A 15,766-nucleotide genomic window follows, 5' to 3' on the forward strand; every position below is an offset into this window, starting at 1 on the left:
GGCCGGAGCCACGATCCAGGTGTTCGACGGGGCGAAGCAAATCGGGACTTCGACCGCGAATGCGAACGGCGCCTGGAGTTTTGCTACCAGCACGCTGGTTGATGGCAACCATGCTTTCACGAGCAAGGCGGTGGACGCGGCGGGCAACGTCAGCGCAGCGTCCAAGGCGCTGACCGTGACGGTGGACACCGTGGCGCCCTCGGCTCCGACGGTGGCGTCGTTCTCTCCGGACAGCGGAGTGGCGGGCGACGGTATCACCAATGCCAACCACGTCACACTGACGGGAATGGCGGCGGCCGGAGCCACAGTCCAGGTGTTCGACGGGTCAAAGCAAATCGGGACTTCGACCGCGAATGCGAACGGTGCCTGGAGTTTTGCTACCGGTACCCTGGCCGACGGCGTTCACGCATTTACCAGCAAAGCGATTGATGCCGCCGGCAACCACAGCGCTTTGTCTGCGGAGTTCGATTTGACGGTGAACTCAACTTGGTCCGGTTCAGTCACTTCGCTCGGTCAGGTCAATGGCCATGGTGAAGCGATGTCGACTGAACTTGTCACTCTCGAGGGAAATACCGCCAAGACAATCCGTCTCGACTCGAAGGGGTTCATGCTCGGCGCTGAGGTTTGGGCATCTGATGGAGCAAGTACCACAACCACGTATTTCGACGATGCTTGGCACCGGACAAAGGCCGATGTCACCACTGTGAGTGGCAATCAATCTCAAACCGTACATTTGGACGCCGACTGGCACGTAGTTGGTGCGGAATTGACGACGGTGAATGCGAATAGCGCCACGACTGTTCAGTTCAATGCCGCGTGGCAGCAAATTGGAGCGGAAATATCGACGATCAATGGCTCGACGAGGCAGACCCTCTATTTCGACGAAAAATGGGTCATGACCGGAGCGCAGATTACTACTGTTGAGGGCAACGCCACTACTCTCATGTCCTTCGATACGAACTGGAAAATGACTGGTGCAGTGGTGTCGACCCCGGATGCCGCCACATCTTTTGATGGAAATTGGCATCAGACACCGAGCAGTTCGTCCGCCGGACGATCGGATCTCACTGTAATGAGTGGCACCGCGGAGAACGATGTCTTTGTCTTCCACGGCGAGTTTGGAAACAACGTGATCAGAAACTTCCAGGCGCTTGGTGCAAGCCACGATGTCATCCAAATCGACCAATCGACTTTTGGCGATTTCGGCGCAGTCATGGCGAACGCTGTGCAAAGCGGCGACCATGTGGTCATCACGGCGCACGAGGGCTCCATCATTCTCGAGGGAATGCAACTCGCGGACTTACACCGCTACGATTTTCACCTGGTTTAGGAGGACGCGTTAGAGAGCCGTGGATGATCGAAACCAGATGCACGTCGACAAGTTGCGAGCTTAGGGCCGTTTGTATGGCCGATAGCTCTGGTCCGCCCGTTTGCCCTTGAACCCATTCGGCCGGATAGTTCTCGTGAACGTCGTCTTGGCACCACCCTGTCTTAGCTATGGCGATCTCGGTGATCGAGGCCAAGCCAATTTCGCCGGTTCTTCGATTGCACTCTGGGAGAACACGAACGGCTTGGATGAGCTAGCCGTGCGGATCACTGGCAATTGACAGGTCTGGACGACGAGGTAAATAGCGGAAAGAATCCCCGACAGATACCGTTCGAGTTTACCTTTTCAGCGGTCCGGGGGTTGACCGAAGCATCCGACATATTCAAAAAGGGATATATCTTAGCTCGGCGCGGTGCACTCAGCTGAATATTTCATGCTGCGATCGCTATTGTTTGAACAAGGAATGGCATGCAAAAGCAGGTCGCTTTAATCTCGCGGCTGGCGGGACAGGACGGCGCTGATCTTGCTGAACACCTGATCTCATTCTTCCATACCAAATCACGTCCCGTGTGGAACATTCGTTCGAATACCAGTCTGCGGGGGAGGCGCGGCCAGGGTTCCCACGGCGAACTGGGAGGTCACGATGGCCGCTGCTCCATTTGAACTGAAGGGTAAGACCGTCTACGTCGCTGGCCACAACGGCATGGTGGGAGCGGCATTGACGCGCCGGCTTGCGAGGGAGGACGTTCGTCTCGTTACGGTCGATCGTAGCGAGGTCGATTTACGCGACCAATCCATGGTGTTCCGCTGGTTCGCTCAGGTGCGGCCGCAGTTGATCTTTCTTGCCGCAGCCAAGGTCGGTGGCATCGTCGCCAATGATACTCTGCGCGCTGAGTACATCTACGACAACATCGCTATCGCGGCGAACGTGATTCACGCGGCGCATCTTAATGGTGCAGAAAAACTGATGTTCCTGGGTTCGTCCTGCATATATCCAAAGCTTGCTGCGCAACCCTTGCGTGAAGATTCGGTGCTGACGGGGCCCCTCGAGCCAACCAACGAGCCTTATGCAATTGCGAAGATCGCTGGGATTAAGATGGTGGAAGCTTATCGCAGCCAGTACGGTTCTGACTTTATCAGTGTAATGCCGACAAACCTTTATGGTCCCGGCGACAATTATCATCCGGAATATAGTCACGTCGTTGCTGCCTTGATTCGCCGCTTCCACGAGGCGAAGTTGGCAGGCGCAACAAACGTCACGATCTGGGGCACGGGCGCGCCGCGTCGCGAATTCCTTTACGTGGATGACATGGCAGATGCCTGCGTGCACCTGATGAAGACTTTCTCAGGTCCCGAGCTTGTCAACATTGGCGTGGGGAAGGACATCACGATTGCCGAATTCGCGCGCATCGTTGCCGCCATCGTCGGCTATCGCGGAGAGGTAACGTTCGATCATTCGCGCCCTGACGGCACGCCCCGTAAAATGCTCGATGTTACCCGCCTGGAGAAGCTCGGCTGGCGTGCCCAGACTTCACTCAAGGATGGGATCGAACTCGCCTACCGGGCCTATCTGTCGGCTGGGTAACTCCTGCTAAGCTCAGTTGCAGAAGCGGCCCGTAGGCTTCGTCCATGTCGCATGGAATGGCGCGGAATCGCAGGATTACCTCGCGCGAATCCCGCAGGCGATATCGGCCGGAGATAGTAGTTCGCTCGCAGCTCTTATCGTTGGTGTTGACAGAGCTCTCGCGTAACGCACCAACATGCTTGCCTTATAGATCTCCGTGCATCAGTGAGGCTTGGACTATTCATGCCTGGCGAAGTAGCGGAATCCGTGTTTCTTGATGATCTCGTCGCGCTTGGCGGATTCGAGGTCTTCCTTCATCATTTCTCGAACGAGGCTTTCGAACGACGTCTTGGGCTCCCAGCCGAGCTTCTGCTTGGCCTTTGATGGATCACCGAGGAGTGTCGCGACCTCGGTGGGACGGAAGTAGCGCGGATCGACCGAAACAACGCATTTTCCCGTAGCCGCGTCGTATCCCTTTTCGTCGACGCCGCTTCCTTCCCATCGAATTGTCATGCCGATTTCGTTTGCGCCGACGTTGACAAAATCTCGGACAGAGTGCTGCACGCCCGTAGCAATCACGAAATCCTCCGGCTTTTCCTGCTGCAGCATCAACCATTGCATTTCGACATAGTCACGCGCGTGTCCCCAATCGCGCAGGGCGTCCAGGTTGCCCAGATAAAGCCGCTCCTGCAGACCAAGATGGATGCGCGCCAAAGCACGCGTAATCTTTCGAGTAACGAAGGTTTCGCCCCGGACCGGAGATTCGTGGTTAAAGAGAATGCCGTTGCAGGCGTACATCTCGTAGGCCTCACGGTAGTTTACCGTGATCCAATAGGCATAAAGCTTGGCGACCGCATACGGTGAGCGGGGATAGAAGGGCGTGGTCTCCTTTTGGGGAATCTCCTGGACCAATCCGTACAGTTCAGACGTTGAGGCCTGATAGAAGCGCGCCTTCCTCTCCAGGCCGGTAATGCGCATAGCCTCAAGGATGCGCAAGGTGCCGAGGGCGTCGGAATTCGCCGTGTATTCGGGTTCCTCGAAAGAAACGGCAACGTGGCTCTGCGCCGCGAGATTGTAGATCTCGTCCGGCTGCACCTGACCAACGATCCGGATCAGACTGGAGGAATCCGTAAGATCGCCGTAGTGAAGCCGGAAAGGGGGATCGGGCTCATGCGGATCGAGATACAGATGGTCAATCCGATCGGTGTTGAAGAGGGAGGTCCGGCGCTTGATGCCGTGGACTTCGTAACCCTTCTGCAGAAGCAGTTCAGCCAAATAGGCGCCGTCTTGGCCCGTGACGCCGGTAATGAGAGCTCGTTTCTTTGTCATATTGGTCCCAAAATGGAAATTTGTGCTTACACTGAATTGCGTCGGGCAGGGAGGGCGAAACAGAGCGAAAATCAAGCTTAGATTAACAGCACCTGGCTCCATCGAAGTCTCAAAGTTCCGCGACAGCAGGGCGCAGTGACCTTAAGTCTGTCCGGTCTTTGACAGTGGCCGGACTGCCAAGCTCGGAGCCGCATCCAAGTTGTTTCATTATGGATCCGTTCCGAACCACGCGCCGCATCGACTAGCGGCCTCACTGCTAGGCTCACGAATAGAATATAGGGGTACCAGGGACCACTAAGCGACGCGAGATGAGTTTCTGCTCATAAGCTTGCTTTCTCGCTTTGATCGAGAATTGCATTTGATACAATCAGAGAGTGTGATTATGCGCGAATTTGTGGTGAATGATCCAGCAAGGAGTTGCGTACTTGAACATGAGCTCCGTGCCGAGGGCATGCCCATCGAAGCCTCCAGACTGGAAGATGTCATCGCGGACCTTGATGCTGAATTGTTTGATCGGCAGCTTGAGAGCGTCGCGAGCAGAGCAAACAACGAGCAACTCCTCGACCACCGATTCGCCGACCCCGAAGGTTAAGAACGATCATGGAAGTACTTGAACGAGACAAACACGACGTGTCCGAGCAGCGTGCACGGAAGGGCTTTCAATGGACATTGCTAAGCGCTCCGAGAACTTTCCACATTGATCAAATCTTAACGTGGTGAACCCGCTGGCGAGAACTGACCGGCTTGCCGCTTGAAAAGTATATCTACCACGATCATGCGCCGCGGTTGAATATCGCCCATCTTTTATTCGTATCTGTGATTAAACAGTAGTCATACCGTGGTGCGACGGCGGTGTCGGTCTGAACCGCTCTCACTTCCAAAACAACTCATCGCAGGGCGAGGCTGTGCCGCTTTGGGGGTTGCGTTTCGGCGCCATACACGGCAACATCGTCCTAGTCTTGGGAGCGGAAAGCTCGGGCCATTAGCATTTTTCGGAGCCCCTTGTTAGACTACTTTTTTGTTACTCATTGCGTTTTTCAGGGTGTTGATTGCCATGCGCCCAGCCCAAAGCACTTACATTGCCGCGTTGCTCAAACTACACGACCAACAAATTGAAGCCCTGCGCACTCATCCAGAGTTCGAGAAGGACTACTTGGAAATCCTCCTGCTGAGGCAGCGGTTAAACTGGGTGATCAGTGGAAGAAGGAGCTGTCGCCGCCTAAGGCGGAAAGAAGCTTGGACGCCGCGTTGACAAGCCGCTAGCTGGCCTTTTCTAGGAATCCGGTCGCGTAACCTTTTTGGTCGTACCGCTTTCGTCGGTGTGAAACGGTGACTCGGGAACTTGCGACAACATTCGGGATCATGGGCTCATCCTCGCCGGCTGCGAGAGTACGTCTCCCACGACGATGACTTCCATTGCTTGGGGTGGTTCGGTCACGATCCCCAATCGCTCGCAAGACGATGAATATCTTGATGTCGAACGGAAAGACGCTCAATGCTTATTCCGATACATGGTGGGTCGTGTATGGCGAGATTGAAGCCGAAAACGACGGACAGCTGACCCCGGAAGCTAGCGGTTTGCCGAGCGTCATCAGTCAAAACAACAAGGCGAGGGGCTCGGCCCGCTGAAGGTGATCCAGTCACCTTTGACCAGCGTTGTCGCGTCTAGATCGATTCTGCTCGATTCGCTTCTGCCGCCTCGTCTTTCGCGTCAACTCGATCCAGATGTTGCTCGCGAGCACGCACCCAACGAGCACTGCGAGCAAGACACCGATCGTTGCAACGAAGATTTTCATCGGACCTGCTGCCCGTTCCCGTTTCGCTCTTAGGTAGCATTCTTGCCGAATGTGTGACGTGGCGGAGAAGCGCGATGGTCTGAGAAGGTGAACCGGAGGTCCTGAGAAAGTTGGAAGTGTGCTCCGCTCAGAATGATTCAAACAGTGAGAGGGTCTGGCGCGCTTGAACATGCATCCCATGCTGGTCGCATGTTGATTGAGGCCGTACGATCAAAAGACGAGCTTCCATATCGAGAACAGTAGAAGCTCGAATTGCCGATGCGGGCGCCAGTAGAGGTCTAGATTCGCTACCCCTCGAACTGAGGCGGAGAGGCGCTCGCCGACTCAGGTTTGTGAGGTTGACAGGACCATTATTATCCTGGCGCTTCTATCGGACGCGATGGCGGTGCAGCAACTCTCTCTACGTTGGCCAGATGGATGGGGCTGGCATCCCATAGCTCCTTGGCGATTGGCAATGGCGCGATTCGCAGATCGGTCCACCAAGCTTTTTCATTTCCGTGCCGATGCAGGGAATGGTGATGGGATCGGCAAAGCGGCACAGTGAATTCGTCGCTGACTTTTCGTCCCAATGCGCGTGGTTGAGCGAACTTCAGGTGATGCGCATCTGCGGGTGTCTTCCGGCAGACGAGACAACCTTGGCTGCGGACGAAAGCGAGGTGATCTTTGCTTCGCCGTCGAGGCGGCTCTTTTGGGAAGGCGAGTCCGATCTGCTCTCCGGATGCGGGGTTAGGGGGCGAATGAATGTCGCGGGCTATGTCTGAAGGGGATTCCTCGCTTGGAGCGCCTTGGACCGCTGACAAGGCGTGGTGATCTTTGCTTCGTCGTGGAGACGGCTCTTTTGGGAACGCGAGTTCGACCTGCCCTCCGGATGAGGAGCTAGGGAGCGAATCAAAGTCGCCGGCTGTCTCTGAAGGGAACTCCTCACTTGGAGTGCCTCGGACCGCTGACACGGGCTTCTCGTCATCTAAATTGATGTCGGGAAGCGCGGTTTCCTCGAACCGTTTTTGGTAGGCGGTCTCAAGAATGCGGGCGTCCACCTCGACCAACGTATTCTTTAGAGGCAAGCTACTCTTGGCCCAGGCAAGCAGCCCTTCGCTACCCTGTCGAAGAGCAAGTTCACGCAAGAGCCGATTCAGGAGTTCGGTGGATTCCTTAGGAGGCAAGACCGGAGAACGGTTGGGAACATCTTTCGAGAGTTTTTCCTTCAATCCTGGTGCGGTCGGCGGCGCGGTCGCAGTTGGCGTGCTTGTCGTGACATCGGGCGCGTCCAAATCGTCTTCTCCGGCTATGCCGACTAAAGCGAAGAGGGCATACCGGCGAGCGTAGGTCAGAGCCGCTCCCAACCGATGCGGCGCTTCGACGTCCTTGCTGGCACAGACCGGCAAGTCGGACGAGATCCACTCCCCCGAGGCGTGGGCAAGTAGCGTGGTCAGGTGGATCTGTCCAGTAACCTGCTCGATCCGAGTGGTTTGGATAGTGGCGATCTCCTGCTGGCTGAGCGCTTTGCGGACGATGTCCAGCCCGGAGGCTAGCGATGCATATCGAAACGTCCTGTCTTCCTCTCGCGGAAATGGCGATCGGATGGTTGCCTCAAGAGTCTTCTCTGGATTGATGAGTTCGGCCTGAGCCTTCGCCAATGCAGCTGCGATCGCACCAATGCGTTCACTTGACTGATGCATGGGGGCCCTCCACCGCCTGAGCTTCGAAGCTTATCGCGCCTGACTTCGAGCGCTTTGCTCTGATGCCGTGGCCAACAGCCTCCTTCGCATCCTCCGGAACGAGCTTCTTCAGCTCGGCCTTTGCAAGTTCATGCTCGCCATGGGCCTCTCGTGTACGGAGATAAGATGCGGCCAGCTCAGCCCATGAATTGGAGGTCACCATGTCGACGATCCTAACTGCCTCCAGTCTCGGCCGCGGGGTCTCAATGTTAAACAGGGCGGGCGGCTCCCCGGTCTGCACGCAGCGCCAGAATTTCTTCTCCGCGGTCAGCAGTAGATGCTGGTAGAGGGGATCGGCGTGGATCGCGATCTCCACCCACTTTCCGCCGCCAGTGATAATGGAAAGCACCGCTGAACGTGCCGCTACCACCCACATGTTATGCTGCAGCTGAGCCATATGCTTTTCGGCTGCCGCCTCCTCGGAAAAATTCCACGGCAGCATGAACTTGGCCTCGTACACCGCTCCGGTCTGTTGCACCCGGCCATCTAACGTTGCGCCCATCCATTTGTGGACGGGATGGCGAACTTGCCGCTGCACATCATCCACTGTGTAACCGCTCGTGCGCTCGTACCAAGTTCGGTTAAGTTCCTCAGTGATCCTGCCCAACTGCACGATCAGGTCGTTGCTAAGGTCGATTGGAAGGGCTTCGCCCCGCTTCTCGCGCCAGAGCCTGAGCAGCTTATCTTGATCATCTCCCATGATGATGCGGGCATCGGATCCACCGATGTATTCCGAACGTGAAGTCCAAACCGGATTGGTGCGCTTCATTGTCTTCTCCATCGAAAAACGACAGTTCTGATTATAATGTACATTTTGGACAAATCAATCGCTTTTCGACATATTCGTTTGAGGAGCTTTGAAATGATTTCGCCAATGCAATGTCGAGCCGCCCGCGGTCTCTTGGACTGGAGCCAGCAGATGCTGGCTGATCGCGCAAAGGTTGGAATAGTTACCATTCGCCAACTTGAGGCTGGTACCCACGAACCTCGGCGGTCGACGTTACAAGTCGTGCGCTCTGCTTTCGAAGAGTCGGGGGTTGTGTTCATCGACGAAAACGGTGGCGGCGCTGGCGTCCGCCTAAAAAAACCTTCACGCTAATCGGCCCGCGGCTGAGGTGTGGTCCCGAAATAGCTTAGAAGCTTTCTCTCCATGCAGCGTCCGCGGGGGTAGACAGCCGAGCATCCATTGGGAAAGATGAAGTCCCGCATGGGAGCGACACACTTCCTCACCAAAACCCATCCAAGAGTAGCTGCAGACGATGACCCTCTGAGCCTGCCTTATGACGCGGGTTATGAACATCGTGGGGAGCAAGCAATTGAGCGCCCAATCGGCTCCCGGGACAGGGCGCTGTCGCTAACCCGGACCGACGCTCATCCAAGCCGTTCTTACGCGGCCATGACCCCGCGAACATCGCGCTTGCACTACGGAGTGCCTCGGGGCTCGCTACTCCAACAACTATCTCATCGATGTGAAGTTCGGCGTCATCGTTGATGTCGAGGCTTCCCACGCCGTTCGCCGGGCGGAGGTCGGCGCAGCACAGACCATAATCGACGGACCGAGGAGTGCTTCGGTTTCAAGCCAGAGCGGCATATCGGAGATACCGCTTACGGAGCGGCTCCGATGCTGAACTGGCTGGTCGAGGACAAGGGCATCGCGCCACCTATTCCTTTGTTCGATAAGTCGAAGCGGGATGATGGCACCTTCTCGGCCGCGCGACCGCCACCCGCCCGGACTCCGTGCGTCGCGTAGCATCGAAGTCGCGTAAACTACGTCAGGGCCAGCGCTTCAGAGCGCGGCTCTCAACGAATGGCCCAACGGTCAATTCCGCTGCAGCCGACTTTTGCAACAAGATCGGCCGTGGCGAACCTTGTCGCGCGGCTCACCAACGGTCTGGCTTTGATCAAAGCCGATCGTTTGCCACGCTCATTGCCGGATGAATGCTTTGGCATCTGGAGGGCGCGGCGCAACGTAAAACCGCGCGTCACACGCGAGGCATGTCAGGTGCTCCGCGATTTCGATTCGCAACCCAGCCGCCATCCCCTCTGAACGGCAATCCGGGCACTCCCGTCTGTTCAGCAGGCTAAGGGAGTCTGCTTCGCTTATTTTGAGCGCCCGAAGGCGTGCTGGATCACACACCGAAGGACTGCTTAATTTGTCTTGCCAGCCCGAAGGCAGCTTCGTTATTGCGGCCACCTGACCAGTACTGATCACAAAGTCCAAGAAACAGCAGCGCCAAAAGTGCAATGAGAACGCCCTTGAACATAGCAGACTTCTCCAAAGAAGAGACTGCCGACCGAGCAGCTATGAAGTGAGTGCAACATGTAGTTTCGAGTCGCGGCTGCGACTTCTGCAATGGTCCAAGGCTGGCAAGAAGACGTAATTTTTCGGTTAAGCTGTACCTGCGGTGACGCAGCGCGATGACCGACTCAAATAAGGACGAAGGCAAGGAAGGGGCTGCTGAGCTTCTCTCCACCCCTTGATGTCAAGATTGCGTTAGAGCCGCCTGTCTTCCCATCCGCAAAAATAGCGTTTGAGAGTGTCCGCGCATCACGCCAGAGCTGACTAGATCTGCGAACCCTGAGTTCTTGGCATTTGACCCTAAGTCCGAGAGCAACGTTCCGGTGTCAGCGACCGAATGCAGCAGGTATTCAGCGCGAGTTCGCAGCGACCGCACTCCTGGACGAGATGCAGGATAATGGCAAAAGCGTCGGCTCAGACCTGAGGGCCCGACAACCCGGGCTCACGCTCTGCCCGGAACACATTGCTGTAGAGGTTCGCTATCCATAGGCGACCGCTCGATGTAACATTTAGATAGCGTATCGCCGTTTGGACTTGAGGCGCGACTATGCTCCAGTAGAACTGTGGACACTTGTAAACCACATCGGCCGGCGTTTCGTATCCGAGCTTCTTGTTTAAGCCGATCTCTTCAAACTCATGGAATAGCGCGTTCGATTTTCTGAGGTAGTTGGGGTCTCCAAGCTGACCGATGAGATCGGCAGCACGCAACAGCATGCCCTCTTCTTCGATCAATTCGTCGTTAGAAGAAGCCGCATAGGGAACGCGCGTAAACTCTTAGCTCTGGCAATCCGTGCGGCATCGACGTCTTCGATTCCATCAAAGCGCTCCAATACGAACAGTTTCGATCGATCAACATGATAGGGAGCTAGCGCGGCGTCGGACGCGCCCCGTGGTAGGTTGATTGTTCGACCAGTCGAGTCGATGACGTAGGAAACATCGGAATCTCCCTCGACGATCCCACGAACATATCCAATGTCATGGGTCAGGCAGCCCAAGATGAAGTTCGCGTAGTCCGCCGCCGTCGTCGCCCGCACCAGGGTTCGTCCCATTAGGATATCGTGTCCCGCCTGGGTCACTAGCATCGTATGTTCAATATCATGGTAGAGCGCGTCGCTGTTGCCTATGCATTCCAAAGCGAGCCGGGCCGCAAACGGGAGGACTTCCGTCAAGCGGCTGTGTGAGCTTCCAAACCGGTCGCGCGTATCCGCAGTTAGAAAGGACGAGAGGCTATGAGCTAGAAGCTCTGGAATGGTGATCATTTCTAACCCCCGCTCAATTGACTTAAGCTAATGCCCTATTCAAATCGCCTGACCGCTCGAGGGCTCCGATCGCCTTTCGCAACTTCGGCTGCCTGGCGCGCAGCTTTTCTGGTCGCGAGAGATAGTAGCCAATTCAAATCTTCGTCGCCGAGGTCGTCGTGCTGAACGCAAATATCTAGCACCCAGGACCAAATCTACGCGTCACCAATGGCCGACATCGAGTAATCCGCCTTCTCTGGCGAGATTGCAAATGTAATACAAGTAGGCATGCCGCGGGTCTGCGGGCAAACATACGGATTGTTACTGGTCTCCCCAATTCGTCCTTCGTTGATCCAGATCAAATACAAGTCGGCGGAGAAGCGAGCTATCTTGGCCGCCGTGCTACTCTGTGGCGTGTGCTGCGATTTTAAGATCCGGAGAAGTCCTAAGTTCCAAGTGACATTGTCATTTGGGATGGCAAGAGTGGTCTGCTATTTGTTTCCGAGCGGACATTGTCGCGCAGCCGGCCAAGTGTCTCCTTTTGACGAAAAAGCAGACAAGATGATCGAGGCACATTGGCGACGCCTTGGGGTCCGGACGCTCGCGCCGTTTTCCAAAGGTCCCAAAGTCGCATTGGTCTGACGCAGAGGGCCTCAGATGGTACGACAACTGTGCATCTGGCTTTAGGCGTATTGAGGCACTGCGTGCGGCCATCTCGGGATGCGGCCCTACCCGCAATCGGAGAACCGAGCGTGCACTGGCTGCAACTACTGCGTAACGATCAGTTCTCGCGAACGCCGGCCGATCGCAATCCTTCGGTGTAATTGGTCAAGAACCTGGCGTCCTTACAGAAAAAGAGCTCTCTTTCGGCGGTTCTGGTCGTGTAATCACTCTTGCGATCCATCAAATCTGCCAAAGCGGCGCTCGCTTGCGCCTCGTCACCGAGGCGTCCCAGCGAAGCGGCCAAGGTCGCATAGGCTCGATACGTCGCGTTCGCTTGGCGCGTCGCTCTGCGGGCGAATTCCGCAGCGATGTCATATTCTCCAAGCGAGAAATGTGCCCATGAACGAGTGTGGTGGAAGCTCCACAGGTGGCTGTCGCGTGGACTCAAGATCGTGGCCTGGTCCAGCAGTGTTTCCGCTTCGATCTCGCGTCCGCACCATAGGAGGTTGAAGCCCTGCGCAAAATAGCCTTGTGCGAAGCTGGGATTGAGCTCCAACGACAAGCCGATCGCGGCAAACGCTTCCTCGTTCTGCCGCGTGAGGCATAGAGCGCGCCCCAGCGCGCAATGACAGAAGCAATCGAGTTCGTCGAGAGATAGGGCGGTTCGGGCTTGGTGCAAAGCGGTTTTCAACCGAGGGCCCCTAGCTTCAGGCGTATCGTAGAGAGAACGTTGAACATTCACGTAGCTGAGCGCGCCGTGTCCTCTCGCGAAGTTTGGATCAGCGGCGATCGATCTCTGAAAATATTCTTCCGCGGTGTCGAAACCCGGCGTCGTGAATCGCCACAAATTCCAAAGTCCGCGCTGGTAGCAGTCCCAAGCATCTAGGCTTTCCGGCGGCTTGCGAGCGGCCAACTGCTGTTCCACTTTCGACAGCTCGGGCTCTATCGTGGCGGCAATCTGTCGTGCCATCTCCTCCTGAATGTCGAAGATGTTCAGCAGCTGAAATTCGTACTTTTCGGACCAGAGCTGCTGTCCGTCCGCGGCTCTCGCGAGCTCCGCAGCGATACGCACCGAGCCGTCGCTCTTCCGCACGCTTCCCGACATGACGTAGGTCGCACCAAGTTGGGCGCCCACTTCGCGAGCGTCGACGGTGGTGCCCAGGAAGCCAATCGTGGAATGGCGGGAGATCACGGAAAGCCATCGGTTTCTGGCGAGCAGCCGGATGATGTCTTCCGTGAGCCCATAGCTGAAATATTCGTTTTCGGGATCGATCGAAATGTTCGCGAACGGAAGCACGGCAATCGAAGGTCGGGTGATCGCCTCTGCTTTGACTGCTTCCGAAACGACGTCATCCAGGCGAGAAATCTCGACCTTGACCGAATTATTCGGCGAACTTTCCAGATCGACGGCTTCGGCGGGCACAAGCCCGACGGCATCGGCGTCCGAGCTCGGCACTTCTTCGACTTCGCCTATGAAGCGAAAGCCGCGGCGATGCAAGGTCTTGATGAAGCGTTGTTCAGTACCGCTGTCTCCGAGCACGCGCCTAGCCCCGTTTATGCGACTCGAAAACGCGGCTTCCGAGATGATCCGGCCGTTCCAGATGTTGTCGATCAGCTCGTCCTTGCTGACGACCCGATCGTGGTTTCGCAGCAGATGAACGATTAGGTCGAAAACCTGCGGTTCGGCATGAACGGGCGAGCCGCGCCGGCGCAGTTCATGCAGGCCAAGATCAATTTCGAAGTCGGCAAAACGGTATTTCATTACCAGCGTCCATAGTACCAAGCGGACGAACGGCCTCTTGTAAAGGAAAAACAGGAGTTTCCTTAAGGAGTCCGCCAAGCAGTCCGGACAAGCGCAATCTACAGATCGGTGAAATGGCGTTCAACAGGAGAAGCCATATGACCGTCCTACCTCAGCTTCACATCCGTCTCTCGCACAGCGTGAAGCGACCAGACAGACTTGCCTCGTCTTTCCTTGCCTCCCGTTTCGGGGGAAAGCTCTCCCTGTCACGCCGCGTTCTGATCGTGGCCGCGCGGCTAAGGCGGGTGACAAACGAGGCGATTGCGGCCGCAATCGCCGAACATGTGAAGGTTGCGCTGAGCGAGCAGCAGCGACCTGCCGAGAACTCGCAACTCTTCGGAAGATCAACTCCCTACAGTCCTCTCGACCAGCTGATCGCTTGGGCGGCAGCGCGGCTCGACAGCAACCGACGGGTTTGAAGCGCACGTATACCGAAGATTTTGGAAGCGATGGAGATTGACATGACAATGACTTTGCATTCCGACCAGAATTCCGTTCAGGCTACTCCGACCCGCGCGGCACGATTGCTCGCCCTTGTCTACGGCATGCTCTCGTATGCCGTTTTTCTCGGCACCTTCATCTACGCGATCGGCTTCGTTTCGGGGGTCCTGGTGCCAAAGACAATCGACGACGGCACGAACGCGCCGTGGAGCACGGCCTTGGTAATCAATCTCGCGCTGATGTCGATCTTCGCCGTGCAGCATAGCGGGATGGCAAGACGTGCTTTCAAGTCGTTCTTCGCGCGTTTCTTTGCTCCGGCCGTCGAGCGCAGCACCTTCGTCTTGTTCGCGAGTCTTAGCTTGATCTTGCTGTTCTGGCAGTGGCAACCGCTATCCAGCGTATTGTGGAAAATCGATGGCCCTGTCTTCGCCGGCGCCCTCTCAGCAGGAGGCGCGATCGGCTGGATCATCGTGCTGTACAGCACGTTCCTTATCAGCCATTTCGAGCTGTTTGGATTGACCCAGGTGATCACGCAGTTCTTGGGGCGGGTTGCCCAACCCATCAAGTTCAAGACGCCGGGACTCTACCGTTTGGTTCGGCATCCGATCTATCTCGGCTTCATCATCGCCTTCTGGTCCACGCCGTTGATGACGGTCGGCCACTTCCTCTTCGCCTCGGTCACCACAGGCTACATCTTTGTCGGAATTTGGCTGGAAGAGAGGGATTTGGTCGCCTTCTTCGGAGACGAGTACCGCAAGTATCGCGATCGAGTCGCAATGCTGCTCCCCGGCATCTTTTGATCAACTGATATCGTACGCGAACGGCCCGCATATCGGCGGGCCGTTCAGCATTAACCCAGCGATCCGTGTATCTCTCATCGACTGCTTCGGTGGTCGCACCTGCATTGCAGCAGCAGAACAAGAAGCGACGCGGCGTACTGTACTTCGTGTCTGTAGACGAACGTGGCGAGTAGCGCCCTGAGGCAGTGGTTGGCGGTCTACAACCCTTTCAAGCGCTCTAAAATGTTCACCGGGACGGCGGCACAGATCAGACTGTAAGGTGCAAGTACAAAGCCTATATCGTCGATCGGGACGGGCAGGATCGATCCCGTCTGTACAGATGAACTCGATGCACGCCATCGCGACAAGCAGATTGTTGACGGTTACGCCATAGAGCCCTGGCAGGGCGCTCATAAGACCGACCGCGGCCCTGCCGCCACGATTGCCAGGGCCTCTAAGAGCGAAACCTGGGCGCGTTTCGCGACAGCCTTCACATGCTGAAGCTGCCGCTTCCCGAGACCTTCCTAGGCCGCAAGACGCAAGAGCCATTTCCTAAACAGGGCGAGATTGAGACTCCATCTTCAATTCATGCAGCAGCGCACGCAGTCCTGAGAGAATCGACCCCGGTCCCCGAGGGAGCGGAGAACAGTAAGTTTCGTGTAAGCAAGCTCTGGTTGTCTTTCGAACCGCCCTGTAGTAGTTTCCACATATTCCCGGTGGAGCTTTTTTCCGAAACTATTCTGATTGTTATTTTTTCGTACTGTGGGGGGGCATTCATGCGAAGCGCTCGCGCAATTCTTTTTGCCCAACG

At 56.4% G+C, this 15,766-nt stretch carries 12 protein-coding genes and 2 pseudogenes; 8 read left to right on the forward strand and 6 right to left on the reverse strand.

The genetic code is table 11. From position 1 onward, the window contains the following. On the forward strand, positions 1-1,330 hold a 1,330-nt coding region (locus SE91_RS36925), incomplete at its 5' end, for an Ig-like domain-containing protein (RefSeq protein WP_245318347.1). A gap of 640 nt (positions 1,331-1,970) precedes the next feature. Further along, on the forward strand, positions 1,971-2,912 hold the full coding sequence (locus SE91_RS05825) for a GDP-L-fucose synthase family protein (protein WP_061846901.1): 942 nt from the start codon (positions 1,971-1,973) through the stop codon (positions 2,910-2,912). Positions 2,913-3,128: 216 nt separating this feature from the next. Here SE91_RS05825 and gmd read toward each other — a convergent pair whose 3' ends face one another. Beyond that, complete coding sequence (gene gmd / locus SE91_RS05830) at positions 3,129-4,220, reverse strand: GDP-mannose 4,6-dehydratase (protein WP_061846902.1); 1,092 nt, start codon at positions 4,218-4,220, stop codon at positions 3,129-3,131. Positions 4,221-4,602: 382 nt separating this feature from the next. On the opposite strand from gmd, the gene SE91_RS36005 reads away from it, so the two are divergent. Further along, positions 4,603-4,812: a hypothetical protein gene (locus SE91_RS36005; RefSeq protein WP_156489474.1), complete on the forward strand. Its 210-nt coding sequence runs from the start codon at positions 4,603-4,605 to the stop codon at positions 4,810-4,812. Between the two features lie 869 nt (positions 4,813-5,681). Beyond that, positions 5,682-5,849 carry a hypothetical protein gene (locus SE91_RS36010; RefSeq protein WP_156489475.1) on the forward strand — a complete coding sequence of 56 codons (168 nt, stop codon included), beginning with the start codon at positions 5,682-5,684 and terminating at the stop codon, positions 5,847-5,849. 520 nt (positions 5,850-6,369) lie between these two features. Here SE91_RS36010 and SE91_RS35075 read toward each other — a convergent pair. Then, on the reverse strand, positions 6,370-7,695 hold the full coding sequence (locus SE91_RS35075; RefSeq protein ID WP_245318355.1) for an ERF family protein: 1,326 nt from the start codon (positions 7,693-7,695) through the stop codon (positions 6,370-6,372). Continuing rightward, positions 7,679-8,503 carry a YqaJ viral recombinase family protein gene (locus SE91_RS05850; RefSeq protein ID WP_156489476.1) on the reverse strand — a complete coding sequence of 275 codons (825 nt, stop codon included), beginning with the start codon at positions 8,501-8,503 and terminating at the stop codon, positions 7,679-7,681. The genes SE91_RS35075 and SE91_RS05850 overlap by 17 nt, the downstream gene beginning before the upstream one ends. 105 nt (positions 8,504-8,608) lie before the next feature. Here SE91_RS05850 and SE91_RS35080 point away from each other — a divergent pair, with 105 nt between their 5' ends. Together SE91_RS35080 and SE91_RS38220 are read left to right on the forward strand one after the other, a co-directional pair. Next, entirely contained in the window at positions 8,609-8,833 is a 225-nt protein-coding gene (locus SE91_RS35080) for a helix-turn-helix domain-containing protein (protein ID WP_349541329.1), read from the forward strand. 346 nt (positions 8,834-9,179) lie between these two features. Beyond that, positions 9,180-9,442, forward strand: a pseudogene (locus tag SE91_RS38220) (IS5/IS1182 family transposase); the annotation flags it as partial. A gap of 421 nt (positions 9,443-9,863) precedes the next feature. Here the strand turns inward: SE91_RS38220 and SE91_RS37995 are convergent. The 3 genes and pseudogenes from SE91_RS37995 to SE91_RS05860 all read right to left on the reverse strand — a co-directional run bounded on the left by SE91_RS37995 (position 9,864) and on the right by SE91_RS05860 (position 13,696). Next, positions 9,864-9,998, reverse strand: coding sequence for a hypothetical protein (locus tag SE91_RS37995; RefSeq protein WP_283806220.1), 135 nt, complete (start codon positions 9,996-9,998; stop codon positions 9,864-9,866). A gap of 449 nt (positions 9,999-10,447) precedes the next feature. Further along, positions 10,448-11,292 (reverse strand): annotated as a pseudogene (locus tag SE91_RS05855) (metal-dependent phosphohydrolase). A gap of 760 nt (positions 11,293-12,052) precedes the next feature. Further along, positions 12,053-13,696, reverse strand: coding sequence for a winged helix-turn-helix domain-containing tetratricopeptide repeat protein (locus SE91_RS05860; RefSeq protein WP_156489477.1), 1,644 nt, complete (start codon positions 13,694-13,696; stop codon positions 12,053-12,055). 137 nt (positions 13,697-13,833) lie between these two features. Here SE91_RS05860 and SE91_RS05865 point away from each other — a divergent pair, with 137 nt between their 5' ends. Together SE91_RS05865 and mddA are read left to right on the forward strand one after the other, a co-directional pair. Beyond that, positions 13,834-14,154: a hypothetical protein gene (locus SE91_RS05865; protein ID WP_156489478.1), complete on the forward strand. Its 321-nt coding sequence runs from the start codon at positions 13,834-13,836 to the stop codon at positions 14,152-14,154. A gap of 42 nt (positions 14,155-14,196) precedes the next feature. Beyond that, complete coding sequence (gene mddA, locus SE91_RS05870; RefSeq protein ID WP_061850999.1) at positions 14,197-14,976, forward strand: methanethiol S-methyltransferase; 780 nt, start codon at positions 14,197-14,199, stop codon at positions 14,974-14,976. Positions 14,977-15,766 lie beyond the last annotated feature (790 nt).

Source organism: Bradyrhizobium sp. DOA1, assembly GCF_001593325.1.
Taxonomy (GTDB): Bacteria; Pseudomonadota; Alphaproteobacteria; order Rhizobiales; family Xanthobacteraceae; genus Bradyrhizobium.

Coding starts and splice junctions, on each gene's coding strand:
- SE91_RS05825 (WP_061846901.1), top strand. CDS start 1,971: ATGGCCGCTGCTCCATTTGAACTGAAGGGTAAGACCGTCTACGTCGCT.
- gmd (WP_061846902.1), bottom strand. CDS start 4,220: ATGACAAAGAAACGAGCTCTCATTACCGGCGTCACGGGCCAAGACGGC.
- SE91_RS36005 (WP_156489474.1), top strand. CDS start 4,603: ATGCGCGAATTTGTGGTGAATGATCCAGCAAGGAGTTGCGTACTTGAA.
- SE91_RS36010 (WP_156489475.1), top strand. CDS start 5,682: ATGAATATCTTGATGTCGAACGGAAAGACGCTCAATGCTTATTCCGAT.
- SE91_RS35075 (WP_245318355.1), bottom strand. CDS start 7,695: ATGCATCAGTCAAGTGAACGCATTGGTGCGATCGCAGCTGCATTGGCG.
- SE91_RS05850 (WP_156489476.1), bottom strand. CDS start 8,503: ATGAAGCGCACCAATCCGGTTTGGACTTCACGTTCGGAATACATCGGT.
- SE91_RS35080 (WP_349541329.1), top strand. CDS start 8,609: ATGCAATGTCGAGCCGCCCGCGGTCTCTTGGACTGGAGCCAGCAGATG.
- SE91_RS37995 (WP_283806220.1), bottom strand. CDS start 9,998: ATGTTCAAGGGCGTTCTCATTGCACTTTTGGCGCTGCTGTTTCTTGGA.
- SE91_RS05860 (WP_156489477.1), bottom strand. CDS start 13,696: ATGAAATACCGTTTTGCCGACTTCGAAATTGATCTTGGCCTGCATGAA.
- SE91_RS05865 (WP_156489478.1), top strand. CDS start 13,834: ATGACCGTCCTACCTCAGCTTCACATCCGTCTCTCGCACAGCGTGAAG.
- mddA (WP_061850999.1), top strand. CDS start 14,197: ATGACAATGACTTTGCATTCCGACCAGAATTCCGTTCAGGCTACTCCG.